General features: G+C 64.2%; 27 protein-coding genes. 10 read left to right on the top strand and 17 right to left on the bottom strand.

Translation table 11 applies throughout. The features are described from left to right. Positions 1-137 precede the first annotated feature (137 nt). The gene (gene yrfG, locus CW305_RS13665) at positions 138-818 is read right to left on the bottom strand and encodes a GMP/IMP nucleotidase (RefSeq protein ID WP_023447069.1); all 681 of its coding nucleotides are present in this window, start codon (positions 816-818) and stop codon (positions 138-140) included. 119 nt (positions 819-937) lie between these two features. Here yrfG and nudE point away from each other — a divergent pair, with 119 nt between their 5' ends. Continuing rightward, the gene (gene nudE / locus CW305_RS13660; RefSeq protein WP_041015291.1) at positions 938-1504 is read left to right on the top strand and encodes an ADP compounds hydrolase NudE; all 567 of its coding nucleotides are present in this window, start codon (positions 938-940) and stop codon (positions 1502-1504) included. After that, positions 1501-2319 carry a 3'(2'),5'-bisphosphate nucleotidase CysQ gene (gene cysQ / locus CW305_RS13655; protein ID WP_023447070.1) on the top strand — a complete coding sequence of 273 codons (819 nt, stop codon included), beginning with the start codon at positions 1501-1503 and terminating at the stop codon, positions 2317-2319. Before nudE ends, cysQ begins: the two co-directional genes overlap by 4 nt. Positions 2320-2396: 77 nt before the next feature. Here cysQ and CW305_RS13650 read toward each other — a convergent pair whose 3' ends face one another. Both CW305_RS13650 and CW305_RS13645 read right to left on the bottom strand, forming a co-directional pair. Continuing rightward, positions 2397-2849, bottom strand: coding sequence for a thioesterase domain-containing protein (locus CW305_RS13650; RefSeq protein WP_003303048.1), 453 nt, complete (start codon positions 2847-2849; stop codon positions 2397-2399). A 182-nt stretch (positions 2850-3031) separates the two neighbouring features. Continuing rightward, positions 3032-3439: a YkgJ family cysteine cluster protein gene (locus CW305_RS13645; protein ID WP_230358060.1), complete on the bottom strand. Its 408-nt coding sequence runs from the start codon at positions 3437-3439 to the stop codon at positions 3032-3034. Between the two features lie 197 nt (positions 3440-3636). Between CW305_RS13645 and CW305_RS13640 the strand changes: the two genes are divergently transcribed. The 5 genes from CW305_RS13640 to CW305_RS13620 all read left to right on the top strand — a co-directional run bounded on the left by CW305_RS13640 (position 3637) and on the right by CW305_RS13620 (position 8786). After that, entirely contained in the window at positions 3637-6087 is a 2451-nt protein-coding gene (locus tag CW305_RS13640; protein WP_031298456.1) for a glycogen/starch/alpha-glucan phosphorylase, read from the top strand. A gap of 182 nt (positions 6088-6269) precedes the next feature. Continuing rightward, positions 6270-7280: a class 1 fructose-bisphosphatase gene (locus CW305_RS13635; protein WP_014821930.1), complete on the top strand. Its 1011-nt coding sequence runs from the start codon at positions 6270-6272 to the stop codon at positions 7278-7280. A 3-nt stretch (positions 7281-7283) separates the two neighbouring features. Further along, on the top strand, positions 7284-7886 hold the full coding sequence (locus tag CW305_RS13630) for a DUF924 family protein (protein WP_104098140.1): 603 nt from the start codon (positions 7284-7286) through the stop codon (positions 7884-7886). An 81-nt stretch (positions 7887-7967) separates the two neighbouring features. Then, the gene (bamE, locus tag CW305_RS13625; RefSeq protein WP_014821928.1) at positions 7968-8222 is read left to right on the top strand and encodes an outer membrane protein assembly factor BamE domain-containing protein; all 255 of its coding nucleotides are present in this window, start codon (positions 7968-7970) and stop codon (positions 8220-8222) included. A 27-nt stretch (positions 8223-8249) separates the two neighbouring features. After that, a complete protein-coding gene (locus CW305_RS13620) occupies positions 8250-8786 on the top strand; it encodes a lipocalin family protein (protein ID WP_104098139.1) in 537 nt (178 codons plus the stop codon). Positions 8787-8799: 13 nt separating this feature from the next. On the opposite strand, the gene CW305_RS13615 is transcribed toward CW305_RS13620, so the two are convergent. After that, positions 8800-9225 (bottom strand): hypothetical protein, encoded by a 426-nt coding sequence (locus CW305_RS13615; RefSeq protein WP_041754610.1) that lies wholly within the window; start codon positions 9223-9225, stop codon positions 8800-8802. A gap of 78 nt (positions 9226-9303) precedes the next feature. Between CW305_RS13615 and pip the strand changes: the two genes are divergently transcribed. Next, positions 9304-10275, top strand: a complete 972-nt coding sequence (gene pip, locus CW305_RS13610; RefSeq protein ID WP_014821925.1) for a prolyl aminopeptidase — start codon at positions 9304-9306, stop codon at positions 10273-10275. Positions 10276-10290: 15 nt separating this feature from the next. Further along, a complete protein-coding gene (gene dtd / locus CW305_RS13605) occupies positions 10291-10728 on the top strand; it encodes a D-aminoacyl-tRNA deacylase (protein WP_003303036.1) in 438 nt (145 codons plus the stop codon). Between the two features lie 10 nt (positions 10729-10738). On the opposite strand, the gene CW305_RS13600 is transcribed toward dtd, so the two are convergent. The 10 genes from CW305_RS13600 to ubiE all read right to left on the bottom strand — a co-directional run bounded on the left by CW305_RS13600 (position 10739) and on the right by ubiE (position 17354). Next, positions 10739-11158 carry a UPF0158 family protein gene (locus CW305_RS13600; protein WP_104098138.1) on the bottom strand — a complete coding sequence of 140 codons (420 nt, stop codon included), beginning with the start codon at positions 11156-11158 and terminating at the stop codon, positions 10739-10741. 173 nt (positions 11159-11331) lie between these two features. Then, complete coding sequence (locus tag CW305_RS13595; protein ID WP_104098137.1) at positions 11332-12039, bottom strand: 16S rRNA (uracil(1498)-N(3))-methyltransferase; 708 nt, start codon at positions 12037-12039, stop codon at positions 11332-11334. Beyond that, positions 12036-12839 (bottom strand): twin-arginine translocase subunit TatC, encoded by an 804-nt coding sequence (gene tatC, locus CW305_RS13590; RefSeq protein WP_104098136.1) that lies wholly within the window; start codon positions 12837-12839, stop codon positions 12036-12038. The genes CW305_RS13595 and tatC overlap by 4 nt, the downstream gene beginning before the upstream one ends. After that, positions 12836-13258 carry a Sec-independent protein translocase protein TatB gene (gene tatB / locus CW305_RS13585; protein WP_104098135.1) on the bottom strand — a complete coding sequence of 141 codons (423 nt, stop codon included), beginning with the start codon at positions 13256-13258 and terminating at the stop codon, positions 12836-12838. Before tatB ends, tatC begins: the two co-directional genes overlap by 4 nt. 71 nt (positions 13259-13329) lie before the next feature. Beyond that, positions 13330-13563, bottom strand: a complete 234-nt coding sequence (tatA, locus tag CW305_RS13580; RefSeq protein ID WP_014821919.1) for a twin-arginine translocase TatA/TatE family subunit — start codon at positions 13561-13563, stop codon at positions 13330-13332. 20 nt (positions 13564-13583) lie between these two features. Further along, complete coding sequence (locus tag CW305_RS13575) at positions 13584-13916, bottom strand: phosphoribosyl-ATP diphosphatase (protein ID WP_011911574.1); 333 nt, start codon at positions 13914-13916, stop codon at positions 13584-13586. Beyond that, entirely contained in the window at positions 13909-14304 is a 396-nt protein-coding gene (hisI, locus tag CW305_RS13570) for a phosphoribosyl-AMP cyclohydrolase (RefSeq protein ID WP_014821918.1), read from the bottom strand. Before hisI ends, CW305_RS13575 begins: the two co-directional genes overlap by 8 nt. Before the next feature lie 49 nt (positions 14305-14353). Then, complete coding sequence (gene ubiB, locus CW305_RS13565) at positions 14354-15964, bottom strand: ubiquinone biosynthesis regulatory protein kinase UbiB (protein WP_104098134.1); 1611 nt, start codon at positions 15962-15964, stop codon at positions 14354-14356. Next, on the bottom strand, positions 15961-16584 hold the full coding sequence (locus CW305_RS13560; protein ID WP_104098133.1) for a ubiquinone biosynthesis accessory factor UbiJ: 624 nt from the start codon (positions 16582-16584) through the stop codon (positions 15961-15963). Before CW305_RS13560 ends, ubiB begins: the two co-directional genes overlap by 4 nt. Continuing rightward, a complete protein-coding gene (gene ubiE, locus CW305_RS13555) occupies positions 16584-17354 on the bottom strand; it encodes a bifunctional demethylmenaquinone methyltransferase/2-methoxy-6-polyprenyl-1,4-benzoquinol methylase UbiE (RefSeq protein WP_014821916.1) in 771 nt (256 codons plus the stop codon). The genes CW305_RS13560 and ubiE overlap by 1 nt, the downstream gene beginning before the upstream one ends. Positions 17355-17589: 235 nt before the next feature. Here ubiE and CW305_RS13550 point away from each other — a divergent pair, with 235 nt between their 5' ends. Then, the gene (locus tag CW305_RS13550) at positions 17590-17865 is read left to right on the top strand and encodes a polyhydroxyalkanoic acid system family protein (RefSeq protein ID WP_014821915.1); all 276 of its coding nucleotides are present in this window, start codon (positions 17590-17592) and stop codon (positions 17863-17865) included. A gap of 169 nt (positions 17866-18034) precedes the next feature. Here the strand turns inward: CW305_RS13550 and CW305_RS13545 are convergent, their stop codons facing one another. The 3 genes from CW305_RS13545 to hslV form a co-directional block, all read right to left on the bottom strand. Beyond that, positions 18035-18409 (bottom strand): gamma-butyrobetaine hydroxylase family protein, encoded by a 375-nt coding sequence (locus CW305_RS13545; protein ID WP_104098132.1) that lies wholly within the window; start codon positions 18407-18409, stop codon positions 18035-18037. Positions 18410-18457: 48 nt separating this feature from the next. Further along, positions 18458-19801, bottom strand: coding sequence for an ATP-dependent protease ATPase subunit HslU (gene hslU, locus CW305_RS13540; RefSeq protein ID WP_014821913.1), 1344 nt, complete (start codon positions 19799-19801; stop codon positions 18458-18460). 89 nt (positions 19802-19890) lie between these two features. Next, positions 19891-20427, bottom strand: coding sequence for an ATP-dependent protease subunit HslV (gene hslV / locus CW305_RS13535; protein ID WP_014821912.1), 537 nt, complete (start codon positions 20425-20427; stop codon positions 19891-19893). Positions 20428-20450 lie beyond the last annotated feature (23 nt).

Below are 20450 nucleotides of genomic sequence, written 5' to 3'. Positions count from 1 at the left end.
ACGAGCGGCAGGGCATGTGCTGCGCACCGCTGCGCTGTTTCGATGCGTGCCGGCCCGGGCTCGTCCTGAGCCGGTTCCCGCCGACGGCAACTGTTGCGTAGTGTAAAGCTTCCGGCTGCCGAAGGCAGCGCCAGCCGTCACGCTGGACCGCCGTGCAGGCTGCGGATCAGGTCGAGGTAATCGTCAACCGCGGCGAATTCCTCGGTGTCCTTCGGTGCGCGGCGACTGTCCGGCTCGCGCACCGCCAGCAGATGCACAATGCCGAAGCGCTGCGCACTGCGCAGGATCGGCAGGCTATCGTCGATGAACAGGGCGCGTGCGGGCTCGAACTCCAGATCCTGGCGCAGTGCGTGCCAGAATTGCGGCTCCTCCTTCGGATAGCCGTAGTCGTGGGAGCTGATCAGGCGGTCGAACCAGGGCGCCAGTTCGATCTTCTCCAGCTTCAGCGACAACGAGTCGCGGTGCGCATTGGTGATCAGCACCACGCGCTTGCCGGTATGGCGCAACGCGGCGAGAAATTCGTCGGCATTTGGTCGAAGGGCGATCAGCTCGGCGATCTCGCGTTTCATGTCGCGGATCGGCAGGTTGAGTTCGCGGGTCCAGTAGTCCAGGCAATACCAGGTGAGTTTGCCGACGTGCTCGTTGAACAGTGGTGCCAGTTCCAGCTCGGCCATGGCGCGGCTTATGCCGTGCAGCTCGGCGTAGCGTTGCGGCAGCAGTTCGAGCCAGAAATGATTGTCGAAATGGAGGTCCAGCAGCGTGCCGTCCATGTCGAGCAGGACGGTATCGATGTCGGACCAGGGCAGGTTGGCGGTCATGTGCGGGCTCGCGTCAGCGGTGTATGGACGGGACGGCGTCGGTCAGCTGGTCGCAAAGCACTCACGGCCAGCGCAAAAAGCCGGGTTATGATAGCCGCTCGCGTTTCCAGGAGTTTCCCATGCGCCAGAAACCCACCGTGCTAGCCCGTGAGATCGTCGCTAGCAGCCGACTGTTCCGTGTCGAGGAGCTGCAGCTGCGTTTTTCCAATGGTGTCGAGCGCACCTATGAACGCCTGGTTGGCAAGGGCAGCGGTTACGGCGCGGTAATGATCGTGGCGCTGGCCGATGCGGAGAATGCACTGCTGGTCGAGGAATATTGCGGCGGCACCGACACCTATGAGCTGTCGCTGCCCAAGGGCCTGATCGAGCCGGGTGAAGACGTACTCGAAGCGGCCAACCGCGAACTCAAGGAGGAGGCCGGCTTCGGCGCGCGCCGCCTGGAGCTGCTCACCGAGCTGTCGTTGTCGCCCGGTTACATGAGCCAGAAGATTCAGGTGGTGCTGGCGCGCGATCTGTATCCGGAGCAGCTGCCCGGCGACGAGCCGGAGCCGATGCGGCTCGACAAGGTCAACCTGCACGAACTGTCCAGTCTGGTGCAGCATCCGCAGTTCAGCGAGGGGCGCGCATTGGCCGCGTTGTACCTGGCCAAGGATCTGTTGACCCAGCGCGGAGAGTTCGGCCAATGAGTCATCCCTATCTGTCGTCGGTCATCGATCTGGTGCGTCAGGCGGGCGAGGCGATCCTGCCGCACTGGCGCAGCGAGCTGGATGTCCAGACCAAGACCGACGAATCGCCGGTGACCGTCGCCGATATGGCGGCGCATCAGGTGTTGCTGGACGGCCTGATGGCGCTGGATAGCGCCATCCCGGTGCTGTCCGAGGAGGATTGCGAGGTGCCGCTGAGCGAGCGCGCCGGCTGGACGCGCTGGTGGCTGGTTGACCCGCTGGATGGCACTAAGGAATTCATCGCCGGCAGCGAGGAGTTCACGGTCAACGTCGCGCTGATCGAGGCAGGCAAGGTGCGCTTCGGCGTGGTCGGCATTCCGGCATCCGGACGCTGTTACTACGGTGGCGAGGATTTCGGCGCCTGGCGCAGCGAAGTGTCCGGCGCGACTCAGCCGCTGCGCGTGCGCCAGCAACCGGAGCAAGCGTTTACCGTGGTCGCCAGCCGGCGCCACAGCAGTCCGGCGCAGGAGCAGCTGTTGAGTCGTCTGGGCGAACGTTTCGGTGAGCTGGCGCTGGCGAATGTCGGCAGTTCGCTGAAATTCTGCCTGCTGGCCGAAGGTGCTGCGGACTGCTACCCGCGCCTGGCGCCGACCTCGCAGTGGGATACCGCTGCCGCGCAGGGGGTGCTGGAAGGTGCCGGTGGCGAGGTGCTGGATGTCAGTGGTGCGGCGCTGCGCTATGACGCGCGGGAAAGCTATCTGAACCCATCTTTCCTGGCCCTGCCCAGAGGCGTCGGCTGGCGCGACTGGCTGATCGAACTGGCCAATCGCGAGTAATCCCGGCGCGCCTGCCTGGAGCGGGCATTGCGCCGACTGAGCAAGCCGCCGCAGACGCGTGCAATGTAATCCTTCGCTTATTTGTGCAGCACGAACTGCCCGGTGAAGCGCACCGCGTCACGGCCGTCGGCCGCCAGGATGCGGCTTTTCAGCTCCAGCCGCGAACGGCCACGGCGACGATAGATCGATTCGAAGCGCTCCCAGGCCTCGGGGCTCGGCGCTGAACAGATGGCGATTGCATCGTCGACCACCGGCAGCGGGTACTCGATCTGCCCTTCGTGGATGACGATGTGCCCATCCTCGATGCCCGCCTCGCGCAGCCGCAGATGCAGCCAGCCCCAGCCTGCGAGCACCGAAGCGCAATACAGACTGCCGCCGAACATACTGCTCTTGTGGTTGATGTTCGGCTGCAGCGGTACCTGCAGGCGCAACTCGTGGTTTTCCCACTGCTCGACGCGCAGCCCGAGCGAGCGGGTCAGCGGAATGTCGTGATGGAGGATGGCTTCCAGGTAGCGGCTATCGCGGCTCATGCCGGGGAGGTTCCTAAACGTTACGAAGATACAGACAGACGCCAAGCATGACTCCTGAGTCACGCTTTGGCCAGTCCGTTCAGGCTATCCGTGGCGACGAATCCGGGCACGCCGCGCTGCTGTCTGCGGTGTTCCGCATCGGTGCTGGAGGGTGCAGCGGCGATATCCGATGGTGCGCCGCGTCAGCCGGCGGTTTTGCTTCGGTAGGCGCAATAACCTGGGCGCGGGCCGATACGCGGGTGGTTGCGGCAGGTGTCCGGGCGCTTGGCATAGACCGTGCAAAGCCGCGTCTTGCGGTCCAGATAGAGACAGTCGCCATTGGTCAGGCGGGTCAGCGTGAAGATCTCGTGCTTGTGATTGAAGTGCTCGACGATGCCCGCCTTGCTCAGGCGCTTGGCGATGTTCTTCGCCGGCTCGTCGCGCTCGAAGGCATCGACCAGGTCCAGCCGGATCAGGTCGTCGATGCGTACCTCCACCGGCAGGGTGCAGCAGGTCGCATGGCAGTCGCGGCACAGGCCGGCGCTGTAGCGCACCCAGGTTTCCAGGCGTTCCGGGTCGGCGGAGGCGATCAATCTTGTCTTCACGGGCAGTCTTCGGTGCGTTCGGGCGCGCGGATCATAACGAGTCGCGCGGCGATTGCCAGCGTCTTCCGACGGCGGCGACCGGACGGGCGGTAGCGCAGATGTAAAGGAAACCTGCAACGCTTTTTCTGGAATGTCGAATGGAGGTGAACGGGCATGGCTGCCGCGAGTCCCTCTTGTGTGTCTTCGCTAACCGAGGTCTGTCCATGACGCAGGAAACAGCCATTGCCACCGCTGAAGAAATTGCCGCTTTCCGTGAGCGAGTGTTGCGCAAGCTCACCTACTCGGTTGGCAAGGATCCGGAGAACGCCTCCGATTACGACTGGTTCCATGCGGTAGCCTTGGCTACTCGCGACAGCACCATCGACCGCTGGATGGATTGCACGCGCGAGGCTTACACCAGCGGGCAGAAGCGGGTTTATTACCTCTCTCTGGAGTTTCTCATCGGCCGCCTGCTGGTCGACAGCCTGAGCAACCTCGGCCTGTTCGACGTGGCGCGTGAAGCGCTCGCCGGGCTCGACGTGGATATCGAACGCATCCGCCTGCTGGAGCCTGACGCGGCGCTCGGCAATGGCGGCCTCGGCCGGCTCGCGGCCTGCTTCATGGAGAGCATGGCGACCCTCGGCGTGGTCTCCCATGGTTACGGCATCCGTTATGACCACGGCCTGTTCCGCCAGGCCATCGTCGATGGCTGGCAACACGAGCAGACCGAGACCTGGCTGGATTTCGGCAACCCCTGGGAGTTCGAGCGCTCCGAGGTGAAGTATCTGATCGGCTTCGGCGGCAGCGTCACGGCGGCCACCAACGAGAAAGGCGAGGTCCAGCACTTCTGGCACTGGGCCGAAGGGGTACGGGCGATCGCCTATGACACCCCCATCGTCGGTTGGCGCGGCGCCGGGGTGAACACGCTGCGCCTCTGGCGTGCGCGACCCGAGGCGGATTTCCATCTGGCGCGCTTCAACGCCGGTGACCATATCGGTGCAGCGGCCGAAGAGGCCCGCGCCGAAAGCATTTCACGGGTGCTCTATCCGGCCGATAGCACCGAGGCCGGGCAGGAGTTGCGCCTGCGCCAAGAGTATTTCTTCGTCGCCGCCTCGCTGCAGGACCTGCTGCGTCGCCACATCAAGCAGCGCGGTTCGCTGGACAGCCTGCCCGAGTACACCGCCATCCAGCTCAACGACACCCATCCGGCGATTGCCGTGGCCGAGCTGATGCGCCTGCTGGTCGACGTGCACAGCTACGGGTGGCAGCACGCCTGGCGGCTGACGACGGCCACGCTGTCCTACACCAACCACACGCTGCTGCCCGAAGCGCTGGAAACCTGGCCGGTGGGCCTGATGGAGCGCCTGCTGCCGCGGCACATGCAGATCATCTACCTGATCAACGCCTACCATCTCGACCAGCTGCGCGAGCGCGGCGTCCACGATGCCGAGCTGCTGCGCTCGGTATCGCTGATCGAGGAAGATCACGGTCGCCGGGTGCGCATGGGCAATCTGGCCTTCCTCGGTTCGCACAGCACCAATGGCGTATCCGGGCTGCACACCCAGCTGATGCGCAATACCGTGTTCACCGATCTGCACAGCCTTTACCCGCAGCGGATCAACAGCAAGACCAACGGTATTACCTTCCGCCGCTGGCTCTACCAGGCCAATCCGCAGCTGACCCAGTTGCTGGTGGAGCATGTCGGCGAGGAAGTGCTCGATGAGCCGGAAACCCGCCTGCGCGAGCTCGAACCCTTTGCCGAACAGGCCGCGTTCCGCCAGCGCTTCGCCGAACAGCGGCTGGCCAACAAGCGTCATCTGGCTAATGTGATCCAGGAGCGGCTGGGCATCAGCGTCGACCCGGCCGCGCTATTCGACGTCCACGTCAAACGCATCCACGAGTACAAGCGCCAGTTGCTCAACCTGCTGCACACCGTCGCGTTGTACCAGGCGATTCGCTCCGATCCGGGCGGCAACTGGGTGCCGCGGGTGAAGATCTTCGCCGGCAAGGCGGCGGCGAGCTATCACCAGGCCAAGCTGATCATCAAGCTGACCAACGACATCGCCAATACCATCAATGCCGACCCCACCGTGCGCGGCCTGCTCAAGGTGGTGTTCCTACCCAACTACAACGTCAGTCTGGCCGAGGACATCATCCCGGCGGCGGACCTGTCGGAGCAGATTTCCACCGCCGGCCTGGAGGCTTCGGGTACCAGCAACATGAAATTCGCCCTCAACGGGGCGCTGACCATCGGCACCCTGGACGGCGCCAACGTGGAGATGAGCGAGCAGATCGGCCTTGAGCACATGTTCATCTTCGGCCTCACCGCGCAACAGGTGAATGTGCGCAAGCAGGCCAACGAGTACAACGCCGAAGCCATCATCGGCGCGTCGCCGCGGCTCAGCGAAGTGCTCTCGGCGATTCGTGGCGGTGCCTTCTCGCCGGGTGATCCGGGCCGCTACACCGGACTGGTGGATGGCATCAGCTGGCACGACACCTTCATGGTCTGCGCCGATTTCGAGGCTTACTGGCAGGCGCAGCTGGATGTCGAGGAGTGCTGGCGTGATCCGGCACGCTGGTGGCGTTCCTCCGTGCTGAACACCGCCCGCACCGGCTGGTTTTCGTCGGACCGCACCATTCGCGAGTACGCCCGGGAGATCTGGAAAGTGCTGTGATGGCCGGCGCGCCGGGAGGCATCCGCCGGCGCGCAGCCGCAAATGGCGAGGGTTGCCGACCGTGCTGGCAATCTGGCCGCCGCTTCGCTGAACTCTGCAGGGGGCGGACCTGTCTGAGGGGAGTTAGTTTTCCTACGGCCTGCTAAACTGCGCGGGTTTATCCTTCCTCCGGAGTCATTTCCATGTCACGCGTAACCCTCAGTCGCTACCTCATCGAGCAGACTCGCAGTAACAACACGCCTGCTGATCTGCGCTTTCTCATCGAGGTCGTGGCACGAGCGTGCAAGGAAATCAGCCACGCGGTATCCAAGGGCGCCCTCGGTGGCGTACTGGGTAGCGCCGACAGCGAGAACATCCAGGGCGAAGTGCAGAAGAAGCTCGACGTGCTCTCCAACGAAATCCTGCTGGAGGCAAACGAGTGGGGCGGCCACCTGGCCGGCATGGCGTCCGAGGAAATGGACAACGCCTACCAGATTCCCGGCAAGTACCCGAAGGGTGCCTATCTGCTGGTCTTCGATCCGCTGGACGGCTCGAGCAATATCGACGTCAACGTCTCGGTCGGCACCATCTTCTCCGTGCTGCGCTGCCCGGATGCCTGTTTCAGTCAGAATGACGCACTCGGCGAGGAAGCCTTCCTGCAGCCGGGGACCAAGCAGGTTGCCGCCGGCTACGCCATCTACGGCCCGCAGACCATGTTGATTCTGACTCTCGGCCACGGCGTGATGGGCTTCACCCTGGATCGTGAGCTGGGCAGCTTCGTGCTTACCCACGAGAACCTCAGCGTTCCGCAGAGCACCGCCGAATTCGCCATCAACATGTCCAACCAGCGCCACTGGGAAGAGCCGGTGCAGCGCTATGTCGGCGAGCTGCTGGCCGGCAAGGACGGCCCGCTGGGCAAGAACTACAACATGCGCTGGATCGCCTCGATGGTGGCCGACGTGCATCGCATCCTCACCCGCGGCGGCCTGTTCATGTACCCGCGTGACAACCGCGACCCTTCCATGGCCGGCAAGCTGCGCCTGATGTACGAGGCCAACCCGATGGCGATGATCGTCGAGCAGGCCGGCGGCGCCGCCACCAACGGTACGCAGCGCATCCTGGAAATTCAGCCGGAGTCCCTGCACCAGCGCGTGCCGGTGTTCCTCGGTTCGAAGGAAGAAGTCGAGCGCGTCACCGGCTACCACCAGGGCTGACCGATGCAGGCGCCCTGGCAGGACTTGCTCCACTGGTGGTTCGGCCAGGGCACCAGCGCCAGCGAGATCGCGGCTGAAAAGCAGCGACTCTGGTTTGGCTATCGCGCAGAACAGGACGACGAGGCGCGCCAGCGCTTCGGCGCACTGGTCGAACAGGCTCTGAACGGCGAGCTGCAGGACTGGGCCGAATTGCCCGAGGGCTGGCTCGCACTGGTGCTGCTGCTCGATCAGCTGCCGCGCATGATCCATCGCAACACGCCGAAGGCTTTCGCCGGCGACGAGCGCGCCCAGTACCTGGTTCGCGATGGCCTGGCCCACGGCGGCGACATGCTGTTGGCGCCGATCCAGCGCGTGTTCATCTACCTGGTGCTGGAGCACGCGGAGAACCTGGCAACCCAGGATCTGGCCGTCGCGCAGTTCACTGCCTTGCGCGACATCGCCGACGAGGCTGAACAACCGCTGTTCGTCGGCTTTCTCGACTATGCCGAGCGCCACCGCGAGGTGATCTCCCGCTTCGGTCGCTTCCCGCATCGCAATGCAATTCTCGGCCGCGAGTCCAGTGACGCCGAGCGACTATTTCTGGAACAGCCGGGCTCGTCCTTCTGAGCGCGGATGCCATTTCCGGCCAACGCTCCGCGGCACCGCTTCCGCGGGGCATTGAACCTTAGAACAAGCAAGGAGCTCGATATGCCATTACGTACCCCATTGCTGATTGCCTGCGTCGTCCTGCTGGCTGCCTGCAGTCCGATCACCCAGGAAAACTTCGCCAAGCTCAAGCCCGGCATGGAACGGGTGGAAGTCGAGCAGTTGCTCGGCAAACCCTCCGAATGCGCCGGGGCGCTGGGGATGTCGAGCTGCACCTGGGGAGAGAAGAATCGCTTCATCAGCGTCCAGTTCGCCGGCGACAAGGTGATGATGTTTTCCGGCAAGGGGCTGAAATAACTGCTGATGTAACTCAGGAGATATCCCATGCGTGCGAGTGTCGTTGCCCTGCTGTGCCTGATGCTGTTGAGCGGCTGCGCAGGAGGCGGGCGCGAACAGCCCCCTGAAACGGTCGGCGAGGTCGACCTTCAACGCTATCAGGGGACCTGGTACGAGCTGGCGCGCTTGCCGATGTTCTTTCAGCGCAATTGCATACGCTCCGAAGCGAATTACCAGTTGCAGGCCGATGGCAGCGTGGCGGTGACCAACCGTTGCGAAACAGAAGACGGCGACTGGCAGGAAGCCAAAGGCGAAGCGGTGCCGCAGGAAGCCGGTATTACCGATCGGCTGTGGGTGCGCTTCGACAACTGGTTCAGCCGGCTCTTTCCCGGTCTGACCAAGGGCCACTACTGGGTGCTCTATCTGGACGAGGGCTATAGCACTGCGCTGGTCGGCAGCCCGGATCGCAAGTATCTCTGGCTGCATGCGCGGGACACCGAGGTCGACCAGGCGACCCGCGATCGCCTGCTCTCCGAGGCCGAACGGCGCGGTTACGACACCAGCGAACTGATCTGGCGCCAGTAATCGTTTGGCCTGCTCAGTCCCATTCCAGACGCGCCAGCTGCCATTCGCCTCGGTCCTGGCGCCACTCGAGTCTGACCTGATAATGCCCCGCCTGCTGCGGCAGGAGTGATTCGGCGCCGGCGAGCGTCACCTGTGCCTCGGTATGGCCGCGATCGGGATAGGTCGGATCGACCCAGCTGCGCTGGCTGAGGGCGATTACCCGGACATTGCGATGGCGCAGGAACATCAGTGTTGCCGTGCGCCGCGCCCATTCCTGATCGTACTGCCGCTGCGCCTGGAAATCTGCGTGCAGCAGTTCCATCAGGTCGCCGACCTGCTTGTTCTCCAGGGTCGTCTGCAACTGCTCGGCGGCCTGCTGCAGCGCTGCTTCCGGGTCGTCCCGGCCGCAGCCGGCCAGAGTCATTAATAGCGCCAGTGCCGCTATTTTCCATGCTGACATGCTCAACTCCGTGAACCTCGTTATGATGCCGCTAACGTCATGGGGGCCAGCCGGCCCGCCGCAGATCAGGAGTGTGCCATGCAGACCTTGTATCCGGAGATCAAACCCTACGCCCGACACGAGCTGGCGGTGGAAGAACCGCATGTGCTCTATGTCGACGAGAGTGGGTCGCCGGATGGTCTGCCCGTATTGTTCGTCCATGGTGGTCCCGGCGGCGGCTGCGATGCCCTCAGCCGCCGCTTCTTTGATCCGACCCTGTACCGCATCATCACCTTCGATCAGCGTGGCTGCGGACGCTCGACGCCCCATGCCAGCCTGGAGAACAACACCACCGCACATCTGATCGCCGACATGCAGCGCATCCGCGAGCATCTGGGCATCGACAAGTGGGTGCTGTTTGGTGGTTCCTGGGGCTCGACGCTCTCCCTGGCCTACGCCCAGCGCTATCCCGAGCATGTGCATGCGCTGATCCTGCGAGGCATCTTCCTCTGCCGTCCGCAGGACCTCGCCTGGTTCTATCAGGAAGGCGCCAGCCGGCTCTTCCCGGACTACTGGCAGGACTTCCTCTCGCCGATTCCGCTGGAGGAACGCGACGATCTGATGCAAGCGTTCTACCGCCGTCTCACCGGCAACGACCAGATCGCCCAAATGCACGCCGCCAAGGCGTGGTCCTGCTGGGAAGGTCGCACCGCCACGCTGCGGCCGAATCACAACGTGGTCGAGCGGTTTGCCGATGCGCACCGGGCGCTGTCGATGGCGCGGATCGAATGCCACTACTTCGTCAATCAGGCCTTTCTCGAGCCGGATCAGCTCTTGCGCGACATGCCGAAGATCGCCCACCTGCCGGGCATTATCGTGCACGGCCGTTACGATGCCATCTGCCCGCTGGACAATGCCTGGGCGCTGCATCAGGCGTGGCCGAACAGCGAGTTGCAGATCATTCGCGACGCCGGGCATTCGGCGGCGGAGCTAGGCATTACCGATGCGCTGATTCGGGCGACCGGTGAGATCGCCCACCGCTTGCTCGATCTGCCTCCGACAGACGCCTGACGGAGCCGCCCAGCGATGAAAGCATTGATCCAGCGTGTCCGTCAGGCACGGGTCGAGGTCGCAGGCGAGGTGGTCGGTGCCATCGATCAGGGGCTGCTGGTATTGGTGGGCGTCGAGCGCGAGGACGATCATGCCCGCGCCGACAAGCTGTTGCACAAGCTGCTCAACTACCGCGTCTTCAGCGACGAGCAGGGCAAGATGAATCGCTCGCTGAAGGATATCGACGGTGGTCTGCTGCTGGTATCGCAGTTCACCCTGGCGGCCGACACCCGCAGCGGGCTGCGGCCGAGTTTCTCCAGCGCCGCGCCACCAGCGCACGGCGAAGCGCTCTACGACTACCTGCTGGCCCAGGCGCGCCAGCAGCATCCACAGGTGGCCTGCGGGCGTTTCGGCGCCGAGATGCAGGTGCATCTGGTCAACGACGGTCCGGTGACCTTTCTCCTCGAAAGCTGACGCGCGTGAATCAGTGCCGGACCGGTTCCAGGTCGTTCTCGCGCAGCCAGGTGATCGCGTACTCGCGCAGCTGCACGGTCTGGTAGTCCAGCCAGGCCTCTCTCACCGCAGGGAAATCCTCCAGCTTGAAGTCGAAGGTGCGCAGCGGCTTGCGGCCGTTCAGCGCACTGCTCAGCACCGCGTGGGCGATCGGGTCGTGTTGGGTGAAGAGGAAGGCCTCACGCATCGCCATGGATTGCCCGAGCTCCAGCGGTTCGATGTGCAGATAGCGATCCTGCTGTACGTCGTATTTCTCCATGACACCGGGGGCTGGCTCGCGGGGAAAAACGGCGCGGATGGCACCGCTTTCAAGGTCCAGGTAGTACTCGGCGCTGTCGCGTCCATCCAGAGCGTACTCCAGACGGTGCATGTCGATGGTCAATGGTCGCATGGCAAGAACGGCTCTTTTAGGGATTCGTTGGAGTGTCGAGGCCGCAGCGCAGACGCGCTGAAGCGTGAGCAGTCCTTATCTGTGACTCCCTTGCACCGGGTGGGTGCGTTACGTTCATCGGGGCGCATCGGCCGGGCGGCGAGCGGCGAAGGTAGTGCGTCAGCCGTTCAGGCTCAGAACAGCCGGGCAAGCAGGGCGCTGACCGCCGTTTCCACGCGCAGGATGCGCTCGCCCAGCTGGACCGGCTGCAGACCGGCCGCGGCCAGTTTGTCCACCTCGTAGGGAATCCAGCCGCCTTCCGGGCCGATCGCCAGGGTGACAGGCTGCGTTACGGCACGGGGGCAATGGGGAAAATCGCCGGGATGGCCGACCAGCCCCAGGGTGTCTGCGGCAAGCTGAGGCAGGCGATCCTCGACGAAGGGCTTGAAGCGCTTCTCGATAATGACCTCCGGCAGGACGGTGTCACGCGCCTGTTCCAGGCCGAGGATCAGCTGCTCGTGGATGGCGGCGGGCTCGAGGAATGGCGTTTGCCAGAAGCTTTTCTCGACGCGATAGCTGTTGAGCAATACCAGCCGCGGCACGCCCATGGCGGCCACGGTCTGCAGCACGCGGCGCAGCATCTTAGGTCGTGGAAGCGCCAGTAGCAGGGTCACCGGCAGCTTCGCCGGCGGTGGTTGGTCGAAGCTGACCTGCAGCTCTGCCTCGTGGGCATCCAGGCGCAGGAGCTGTCCGCTGCCCATGCCGCCGCCCACCCGGCCGACCCTGAGCTGCTCGCCCGCCTCGGCACGATGGACCTGCTGCAGATGGGTCAGGCGGCGATCACGCAACAGTATGCGGTCGGCGGCGACGAAGTCGGCCGTGTCGAGCAGCAGCAGGTTCACGGACGCGGCGCGGGGGGCTGGTCGCCGGTTTCTGCAGGCTCTTCCTCGGCATCGCCACGGAACTGCGCTTCACGCGTCTTGATCATGCTGCCGCAGATCACCCCGGCTTCGAACAACAGCCACATCGGTATCGCCAGCAAAGACTGAGAGAACACGTCCGGTGGCGTCAGCACCATGCCGACGGCAAAGCAGCCGACGACCACATAGGGTCGGCTCTTGCGCAGGGTGGCGACGTCGACCATGCCTACCCAGATCAGCAGGAAGGTCGCCACTGGAATCTCGAATGCCACGCCGAAGGCGAAGAACAGCGTGAGCACGAAGTCCAGGTACTGGCCGATGTCCGTCATCATCGCCACGCCTTCCGGCGTCACGCTGGCGAAGAAGCCGAACATGATCGGGAACACGACGAAATAGGCGAAGGCCATGCCGGCGTAGAACAGGAAAATGCTCGACACCAGCAGCGGCACGGCGATGCGCTTTTCGTGCTTGTACAGGCCTGGGGCGATGAAGCCCCATATCTGGTACAGGATGATCGGCATCGACAGGAACAGCGCGACCATCAAGGTCAGCTTGAACGGTGTCAGGAAGGGCGAGGCGACGCCGGTGGCGATCATCGTCGCGCCTTCCGGTAGATAGGCGCGCAGCGGTGCGGCGACCAGCGCGTAGATCTGCTGGGAGAAGTAGAACAGCCCGCCGAACAACACGCCGATGGCCACGACGCAGCGCAGCAGGCGCTTGCGCAGTTCGGTCAGATGAGCGATCAGGGGCATTTCCTGATCATCGATGGAAGACTGGCTCATGGTTCTGGCGATCTGTCGGGGCGAGGGGTAGGTGCAGGTTCAGCAACAGGTGCAGCTGGCGGCACTTCCGGGCTGGGGCTGGGCGTAACGGCGGCGCCGGTACTGTCCACAGTTTCGCTCGCCGTGTTTTCGGTCGGCGGTGGCGTGGTGGTGCTCGAGCTGGTGGTCGAAGTCGGTGGCATGATGCTTTGCTTCATTTCCCGCTCCAGGTCGAGGATGCGCTCGTTATGCAGCTGCCGACGGATCTCGTCGGCACCGATCTCGCGCTCCACCTCGGCCTTGATGTTGCTGAAGCTGCGTTTCAGCCGGCCAACCCACAGTCCCGTGGTGCGAACCGCACCGGGCAGGCGTTCCGGCCCGAGCACCATCAATGCCACCAGGCCGACCAGTAGCAGTTCGGTGAAACCGATATCGAACATCAGGACGTGCTCACATCAATAGGGAGAGCGGCCGGGCAGCGAAGGTCGCCGCTCGGCCGCATGGAACGTTATCACTGGTCTTTCTTGGTCGGTTCTTCGACCTTGCGCGCCTGCGCGTCAATGGTCTGGTTCTGCTTGTCTTCGACGCCGGGCTTTTCCTCGTCGGTGCCCATGGATTTGCGGAAGCCCTTGATCGCATCACCGAGGTCGGAGCCCAGGCCCTTGAGGCGCTTGGTGCCGAACAACATGATGACGATGAGCAGAATGATCAGGAGTTGCCAGATGCTGATGCCGCCAAAACCCATGGTGATATCTCCGATGTGAATCAGGTTTGCGGACGCGCGGCTTTTTCCGCGTGTCCGGAGAGACCGAAGCGTCGATCCAGTTCATCCAGCACGGCCTGGGGGTGCTGGCCGAGCGCGGCGAGCATGACCAAGCTGTGGAACCAGAGGTCAGCGGTTTCGTAGATCAGGTCGCTGGAGTCGCCACTGACGGCGGCGTCCTTGGCGGCGAGAATGGTTTCCACCGATTCCTCGCCGACCTTCTCAAGAATCTTGTTCAGGCCCTTGTGGTACAGGCTGGCAACGTAGGAGCTGTCCGGCGCCGCGCCTTTGCGGGCTTCCAGCACCTCGGCCAGACGGGTCAGGGTGTCACTCATGCTTGTGCTCCGCATAGATGGCGTGCGGGTCCTTGAGGACCGGCTCGACGACCTTCCAGGCGCCGTTTTCGAAAACGCGGTAGAAGCAGCTTTCCCGACCGGTGTGACAGGCGATGCCGCCGATCTGCTCGACCATCAGGATGATCACGTCGGCGTCACAGTCCAGGCGCAGCTCGTGCAGCTGCTGCACATGTCCGGACTCCTCGCCCTTGCGCCAAAGCCGGTTACGCGAACGCGACCAGTAGATGGCGCGGTTTTCCTGCGCAGTCAGCGTCAGGGCTTCGCGATTCATCCAGGCCATCATCAGCACGCGGCCGGTCTTGTGGTCCTGGGCGATCGCCGGCACCAGACCGTCGGCGTTCCAGTTGATTTCGTCCAGCCAGTTCATCGGATTCTCCGCTCAATGGGCCAAGTGTGCCAGCCTGCACCAGGGATGGCTATCGGCGCACCACGATGAAGGTGCCGGCTACCAGCATCACCCACGCCGGCCAGGCGGTTACGGCGGTCAGGCTGTCGGCGCTGGCCGCCAGGGTCGCGCCGCTGCCGAGCAGTACGGCGCCGATCAGACGCAGCGGCCAGCCGTGGTGACGCTCGCGCCAGGGCGGCGGTGGGTTGTTCGCGTGCGGGTGCGCCATGCGCTCGAGCAGCTCGCGGGTCATGTTGGCCAGGTGCGGCAGTTGTTCAATCTGCGCGTGCACGTTCTTGATCAGCTGCTTGGGGCTCATGCGCTCGCGCATCCAGCGCTCGAGGTATGGCTGGCCGGTGCTCCAGAGGTCGAGATCCGGGTACAGCTCACGGCCGAGACCTTCGATGTTGAGCAGGGTCTTCTGCAGCAATACCAGCTGTGGCTGCACCTCCATGTTGAAGCGTCGCGCCACCTGGAACAGGCGCACCAGCAGCTGGCCGAAGGAGATGTCCTTCAGCGGCTTCTCGAAGATTGGCTCGCAGACGGTGCGGATCGCGGCCTCGAATTCGTTGACCTTGGTTTCCGCCGGCACCCAGCCCGAATCGATGTGCAGCTGCGCGACCTTGCGGTAGTCGCGCTTGAAGAAGGCCATCAGGTTGCGCGCCAGATAATCCTGGTCCTCGGGCGTCAGGCTGCCGACGATGCCGAAGTCCACCGCGATGTACTGCGGGCTCCAGGGCTGGTGGGTGCTGACGAAGATGTTGCCGGGGTGCATGTCGGCGTGGAAGAAGCTGTCGCGGAACACCTGGGTGAAGAAAATCTCCACCCCGCGCTCGGCCAGCTGGCGCATGTCGGTGTTCTGTCGCGCCAGCCCAGCCATGTCGGTCACCGGTACGCCGTAGATGCGTTCCATCACCAGCACCTGCGGGCGGCAGTAGTCCCAGTACACCTGCGGCACGTAAAGCAGCGCCGAGCCCTCGAAGTTGCGCTTGAGCTGGCTGGCGTTGGCCGCTTCGCGCAGCAGGTCGAGCTCGTCGTAGATGGTCTTGGCGTAGTCGTCGACCACTTCCACCAGGTGCAGGCGGCGCGCGTCGATGGAAATGCGCTCGGCGCTGTTGGCCAGCATGAACAGCCAGGCCAGATCCTGGCTGATGATTGGCCGGAGGTTCGGGCGCACCACCTTGACCACCACTTCCTCGCCGGAACGCAGCTTGGCCGCGTGCACCTGCGCCACCGATGCGGAGGCCAGCGGTCTGCTGTCGAAACGGGCGAAGATTTCCCCTACCGGAGCGCCCAGCTGGCGCTCGATGAGTGCCGTGGCGACGGCTGAATCGAAGGGCGGCACGCGGTCCTGCAGCATCGCCAGCTCTTCGGCGATATCCGGCGGCAGCAGGTCACGGCGGGTGGAGAGGATCTGCCCGAACTTGATGAAGATCGGCCCCAGGCCCTCCAGTGCCAGACGCAGGCGTGCGCCGCGCGACAGCTCGCTGTGGCGTCGCGGAATCCAGCGCCAGGGCAGCAGGTAGCTGGTGGCGCGCAACCACCAGGGCATCGGCAGGTCGAGGATGATGTCATCGAGGCGGTAGCGGATCACCACCAGCAGGATGCGAAACAGGCGGCGTGCGGCGGCGAACAGCTTCATTCGGGGTGATCTGGATTCAGGTTGAGGGCGAGGCGCTCGATGCGGGCTTCGAGTCGGTCGAGGGCAAGTTTCATGTCATCCAGCTCGTCGAAACGCGCCTGGGCTTCGGCTTGGCCGACCAGCATCCGCGATTCCTCGCTGAGGTAGTCGGCAAGGTCCTGACGCAGCGAGTCGGCGCTGTCGCGTACCCAGTCCACTGGGCTGCGCAGGCTGGAGCCGAGCAGTTGTGCGCCGACCGGGCCGAGCCAGCGGGAAATTTCGTATTCCCAGTCCAGCTCCAGATCCTGCAGCGCCTCAGCGAGGTTCATCAGCAGCCCACTGTCGCCGTCGATCTCGACCTCGGGGCCATGCAGCACGGCGGTCTTGTTGCGGCTGACGGCCAGGCGCAAGAGGCTGCTCGCAGGCGCGCGCAGGCGGCAATCGGCATCCGCGCCCCAGTTGCTGGCCAGGCGCAGGCCTTCGTCGTCGGCAAGGATGAACAGCCGCCAGGCCGGCGCCGTGCAGTCGATCTCGATGATCCGGCCGCTCAGGCGTGCCAGTCGCGGCAATGCCGTGGGGTCCAGGCGCAGGACGCGATTGATGCCACGCTCGGCACCGGCCAGCAGGGCAGCGCGCAACATCAGGGTTTGATGCCGCGGTGCAGGGCGACGATGCCGCCGGTCATGTTGTGATAGCTGACGCGCTCGAAACCGGCGGTCTCCATCATGCCTTTGAGCGTTTCCTGATCCGGGTGCATGCGGATCGACTCGGCCAGGTAGCGATAGCTCTCGGCGTCGTTGGTGATCAGCTTGCCCATCATCGGCAGCAGGCTGAACGAGTAGGCGTCGTAGGCCTTGGAAAACAGCTGGTTGGTCGGCTTGGAGAATTCCAGTACCAGCAGGCGGCCGCCCGGCTTGAGCACGCGCAGCATCGACGCGATTGCGTCTTCCTTGTGCGTCACGTTGCGCAGGCCGAAGGCGATGGTGACCACGTCGAAGTGATTGTCCGGGAAGGGCAGCTTCTCGGCATCGGCCTGAACGAACCTGACGTTGCCGGCCACGCCCTTGTCCAGCAGCTTGTCGCGGCCGACCTTGAGCATCGAAGCATTGATGTCGGCCAGCACCACCTCGCCGGTGGGGCCGACGATGCGCGAGAACTGGCGGGTCAGGTCACCGGTGCCGCCGGCGATGTCCAGGATGCGATTGCCGTGGCGGGCGCCGGACAGCTCGATGGTGAAGCGCTTCCACAGGCGATGCACGCCACCGGACATCAGGTCGTTCATCAGGTCGTACTTGGCGGCCACGGAGTGGAACACCTCGGCCACCTTCTGCGCCTTCTGGCTTTCCGGCACGTTCTTGTAGCCGAAATGGGTGGTCGGTTCTGCGTCATGCGCTTTGCGAGGGTCGGTCATGTCACTTTCGCCGGAAAGAATGTGCCCGGCATTCTAAACCTAAATAGGCGGCTGATAAGCGTCGAGCTGGCGGTCGCGGGCAAAAGGGCTAGCGGCGACATGTCGCAGGATGGCGCTGGCGGCGACAGGCCGGTGGGACAGAGAGTTCACTGGCATGAGCAGGCGGGGCGGCCAGGCGATCGACGGCGCCGCTTTGCTATAGTGCGCGCCTTTTCGGGCGCAGCCAGGAGTCCTCATGGCCCAGATCATTGTCGAACGTACCCACAATCTTGGCCGCGAGGCCGCACGCGAGAAGGCCGACGAACTGGCTGCGCGCCTGGCTCGCGAGTTCGGTGTGAGCTGTCAGTGGCAGGGCGATGTGCTGGCAGTCAAGCGCAGCGGCGCGGATGGGCGTATCGAAGTCTACGAGGACAGCGTCAAGGTCCTGCTCAACCTCGGCCTGCTGCTCTCGGCCATGGGTAGCAGCATTCAGGGGCAGATCGAGCGGGCACTGGACAAGGCGCTGGCCTAAGCTGGCGGTCAGCCTGGCGGGCGCCTCGATAAGGTGCCGGGCGTAGGGTGAGTGTCGCTTTTTACATCCACCGCGGCTCTAATCGGTGGGCCGCCACCCGGTGGATCGTCACCCGGTGGATCGTCACCCGGTGGATCGGTGAAGCGTGATCCACCCTACGGCTTCGCCCTCACAACATCAGCTTGACGACTGATTCATTTGGGTCGCGCGACTTGCCGGCGGCCGCCAGCGCCGCGAGATAGTCCTCCCACAACGTCTGCTGGTTCAGCGCCAGGCGCTCCAGGTAATCCCAGGTGAACAGGCCGCTGTCATGGCCGTCGCTGAAGGCCAGCTTCAGCGCGTACTGGCCGGCCGGTTCGATCTGCTCCAGGCCTACGTTCAGCTTGCCGGTCTGCAGCACCGGATTACCGTGGCCCTGCACCTCGGCCGAGGGTGAATGCACGCGCAGGAATTCGGCAGACAGCACATGGCGCTCGTCGCTGCCATATTCCAGCTCCAGGGTTTTCGACGCCTTGTGCAGCTTGATTGCGGTAGGGATGCGCATGCAACGCTCCGGAAGAACCGGCCGTGGCGATTGCCACGGCCGCGAAGGTTAGAGGATGTAGCGCGACAGGTCTTCGTCCTGCGCCAGCTCGCCGAGATGCTCGTTGACGTAGGCAGCGTCGATGCGGATCGCCTCGCCGTCCTGCTTGGCGGCGATATCGGCAGCGCTGAAGGAAACCTCCTCCAGCAGGCGCTCGAGCAGCGTGTGCAGGCGACGCGCACCGATGTTCTCGGTCTTTTCGTTGACCTGCCAGGCGATCTCGGCGATGCGTTTGATGCCATCTTCGAGGAATTCGACGTGCAGGCCTTCGGTCTTCAGCAGCTCGCGGTACTGCTCGGTGAGCGCCGCGTGCGGCTCGGTGAGGATGCGCTCGAAGTCTTCCGGTGACAGCGCCTTGAGCTCGACACGGATCGGCAGGCGACCCTGCAGTTCCGGCACCAGGTCGCTGGGCTTGGACAGGTGGAAGGCGCCGGAGGCGATGAAGAGGATGTGGTCGGTCTTGACCATGCCGAGTTTTGTGTTGACCGTGCAGCCTTCGATCAGCGGCAGCAGGTCGCGCTGCACGCCCTCGCGGGAGACATCGGCGCCGCTGGTGTTGCCGCGCTTGGCGACCTTATCGATCTCGTCGATGAAGACGATGCCGTGCTGCTCGACCGCTTCCAGGGCGCGGGCCTTGAGGTCTTCTTCGTTGACCAGGCGCGCGGCTTCTTCGTCGCGGATCAGCTTGAAGGCTTCCTTGATCTTCAGCTTGCGGCTCTTCTTCTTGCCCTTGCCCATGTTGGCGAAGAGGTTCTGCAGCTGGTTGGTCATCTCCTCCATGCCGGGCGGTGCCATGATTTCCACGCCGGCCGGGCTTTCGGCGACCTCGATGTCGATTTCCTTGTCATCCAGCTGGCCTTCGCGCAGGCGCTTGCGGAACAGCTGGCGGGTGTTGGAATCGCTCGGCTGCATTGGCTCCTCGGAGAAGCCCACCGGACGTGCCGGCGGCAGCAGGGCGTCGAGAATGCGTTCCTCGGCGGCGTCCTCGGCGCGGTGGCGCATCTTGTGCACCTCCTGCTCACGCAGCATTTTCAAGGCTGCATCGGCCAGGTCGCGGATGATCGACTCGACGTCGCGGCCGACATAGCCGACCTCGGTGAACTTGGTCGCTTCCACTTTCAGGAAGGGCGCATTGGCGAGCTTGGCCAGGCGGCGGGCGATCTCGGTCTTGCCGACGCCGGTCGGGCCGATCATCAGGATGTTCTTCGGGGTGACTTCCTGGCGCAGCTCGGCCGGCAGCTGCATGCGCCGCCAGCGATTGCGCAGGGCGATGGCGACGGCACGCTTGGCGTCGTCCTGGCCGATGATATGGCGGTTGAGTTCGTGGACGATCTCGCGGGGCGTCATGGACATTGTTTCGTTACTCCGGAAGGCTGGGCGGGGTACAACAGGCGGCTTGAAAAACCTTGGCGAGGCAACGCAGCTAGGTTTTCATCGACCTGTCAGATCGCGCTGTCCAGCTCCTCTATGGTCAGATTCTGATTGGTGAATACGCAGATGCTGCCGGCGATGTTCAGCGCCGTCTCGGCGATTTCCTGGGCCGACATGTCGGCGCCGGCCTTGAGCAGCAGCGCCTTGGCCGCGGCCTGGGCGAAACCGCCGCCCGAACCCATGGCGATCAGGTCGTCCTCGGGCTGCACCACGTCGCCATTGCCGGTGATGATCAGCGAGGCGTCCTTGTTGGCCACCGCCAGCATGGCTTCCAGGCGACTCAGGGAACGGTCGGTACGCCAGTCCTTGGCCAGCTCGACGGCGGCGCGGACCAGGTGACCCTGATGTTTCTCCAGCTGCCCTTCGAAGCGTTCGAAGAGGGTGAAGGCGTCGGCGGTCGCGCCGGCGAAGCCCGCCAGAACCTGGCCGTGATAGAGGCGGCGGACCTTCTTGGCGTTGCCTTTCATGACGGTGTTGCCCAGGGAAACCTGGCCGTCGCCGCCCATGACGACTTTGCCGTTGCGGCGTACTGAAACGATGGTGGTCAAAGGAAAATCTCCACACTGCGGGG

This window comes from Stutzerimonas kunmingensis (genome assembly GCF_002929225.1).
Classification (GTDB): domain Bacteria; phylum Pseudomonadota; class Gammaproteobacteria; order Pseudomonadales; family Pseudomonadaceae; genus Stutzerimonas.
This window is presented reverse-complemented; position numbering and strand designations above follow the sequence as displayed.

What these genes read in the sequence shown, in the direction of transcription:
- CW305_RS13600 (WP_104098138.1), bottom strand. Translation starts at nt 11,158, where the DNA reads ATGCGACCATTGACCATCGACATGCACCGTCTGGAGTACGCTCTGGAT.
- dtd (WP_003303036.1), top strand. Translation starts at nt 10,291, where the DNA reads ATGAAAGCATTGATCCAGCGTGTCCGTCAGGCACGGGTCGAGGTCGCA.
- CW305_RS13650 (WP_003303048.1), bottom strand. Translation starts at nt 2,849, where the DNA reads ATGAGCCGCGATAGCCGCTACCTGGAAGCCATCCTCCATCACGACATT.
- CW305_RS13620 (WP_104098139.1), top strand. Translation starts at nt 8,250, where the DNA reads ATGCGTGCGAGTGTCGTTGCCCTGCTGTGCCTGATGCTGTTGAGCGGC.
- CW305_RS13545 (WP_104098132.1), bottom strand. Translation starts at nt 18,409, where the DNA reads ATGCGCATCCCTACCGCAATCAAGCTGCACAAGGCGTCGAAAACCCTG.
- CW305_RS13550 (WP_014821915.1), top strand. Translation starts at nt 17,590, where the DNA reads ATGGCCCAGATCATTGTCGAACGTACCCACAATCTTGGCCGCGAGGCC.
- ubiB (WP_104098134.1), bottom strand. Translation starts at nt 15,964, where the DNA reads ATGAAGCTGTTCGCCGCCGCACGCCGCCTGTTTCGCATCCTGCTGGTG.
- CW305_RS13615 (WP_041754610.1), bottom strand. Translation starts at nt 9,225, where the DNA reads ATGTCAGCATGGAAAATAGCGGCACTGGCGCTATTAATGACTCTGGCC.
- CW305_RS13560 (WP_104098133.1), bottom strand. Translation starts at nt 16,584, where the DNA reads ATGTTGCGCGCTGCCCTGCTGGCCGGTGCCGAGCGTGGCATCAATCGC.
- bamE (WP_014821928.1), top strand. Translation starts at nt 7,968, where the DNA reads ATGCCATTACGTACCCCATTGCTGATTGCCTGCGTCGTCCTGCTGGCT.
- CW305_RS13635 (WP_014821930.1), top strand. Translation starts at nt 6,270, where the DNA reads ATGTCACGCGTAACCCTCAGTCGCTACCTCATCGAGCAGACTCGCAGT.
- tatA (WP_014821919.1), bottom strand. Translation starts at nt 13,563, where the DNA reads ATGGGTTTTGGCGGCATCAGCATCTGGCAACTCCTGATCATTCTGCTC.
- CW305_RS13630 (WP_104098140.1), top strand. Translation starts at nt 7,284, where the DNA reads ATGCAGGCGCCCTGGCAGGACTTGCTCCACTGGTGGTTCGGCCAGGGC.
- cysQ (WP_023447070.1), top strand. Translation starts at nt 1,501, where the DNA reads ATGAGTCATCCCTATCTGTCGTCGGTCATCGATCTGGTGCGTCAGGCG.
- yrfG (WP_023447069.1), bottom strand. Translation starts at nt 818, where the DNA reads ATGACCGCCAACCTGCCCTGGTCCGACATCGATACCGTCCTGCTCGAC.
- hslU (WP_014821913.1), bottom strand. Translation starts at nt 19,801, where the DNA reads ATGTCCATGACGCCCCGCGAGATCGTCCACGAACTCAACCGCCATATC.
- tatC (WP_104098136.1), bottom strand. Translation starts at nt 12,839, where the DNA reads ATGAGCCAGTCTTCCATCGATGATCAGGAAATGCCCCTGATCGCTCAT.
- pip (WP_014821925.1), top strand. Translation starts at nt 9,304, where the DNA reads ATGCAGACCTTGTATCCGGAGATCAAACCCTACGCCCGACACGAGCTG.
- nudE (WP_041015291.1), top strand. Translation starts at nt 938, where the DNA reads ATGCGCCAGAAACCCACCGTGCTAGCCCGTGAGATCGTCGCTAGCAGC.
- ubiE (WP_014821916.1), bottom strand. Translation starts at nt 17,354, where the DNA reads ATGACCGACCCTCGCAAAGCGCATGACGCAGAACCGACCACCCATTTC.
- tatB (WP_104098135.1), bottom strand. Translation starts at nt 13,258, where the DNA reads ATGTTCGATATCGGTTTCACCGAACTGCTACTGGTCGGCCTGGTGGCA.
- CW305_RS13575 (WP_011911574.1), bottom strand. Translation starts at nt 13,916, where the DNA reads ATGAGTGACACCCTGACCCGTCTGGCCGAGGTGCTGGAAGCCCGCAAA.
- hisI (WP_014821918.1), bottom strand. Translation starts at nt 14,304, where the DNA reads ATGAACTGGCTGGACGAAATCAACTGGAACGCCGACGGTCTGGTGCCG.
- CW305_RS13640 (WP_031298456.1), top strand. Translation starts at nt 3,637, where the DNA reads ATGACGCAGGAAACAGCCATTGCCACCGCTGAAGAAATTGCCGCTTTC.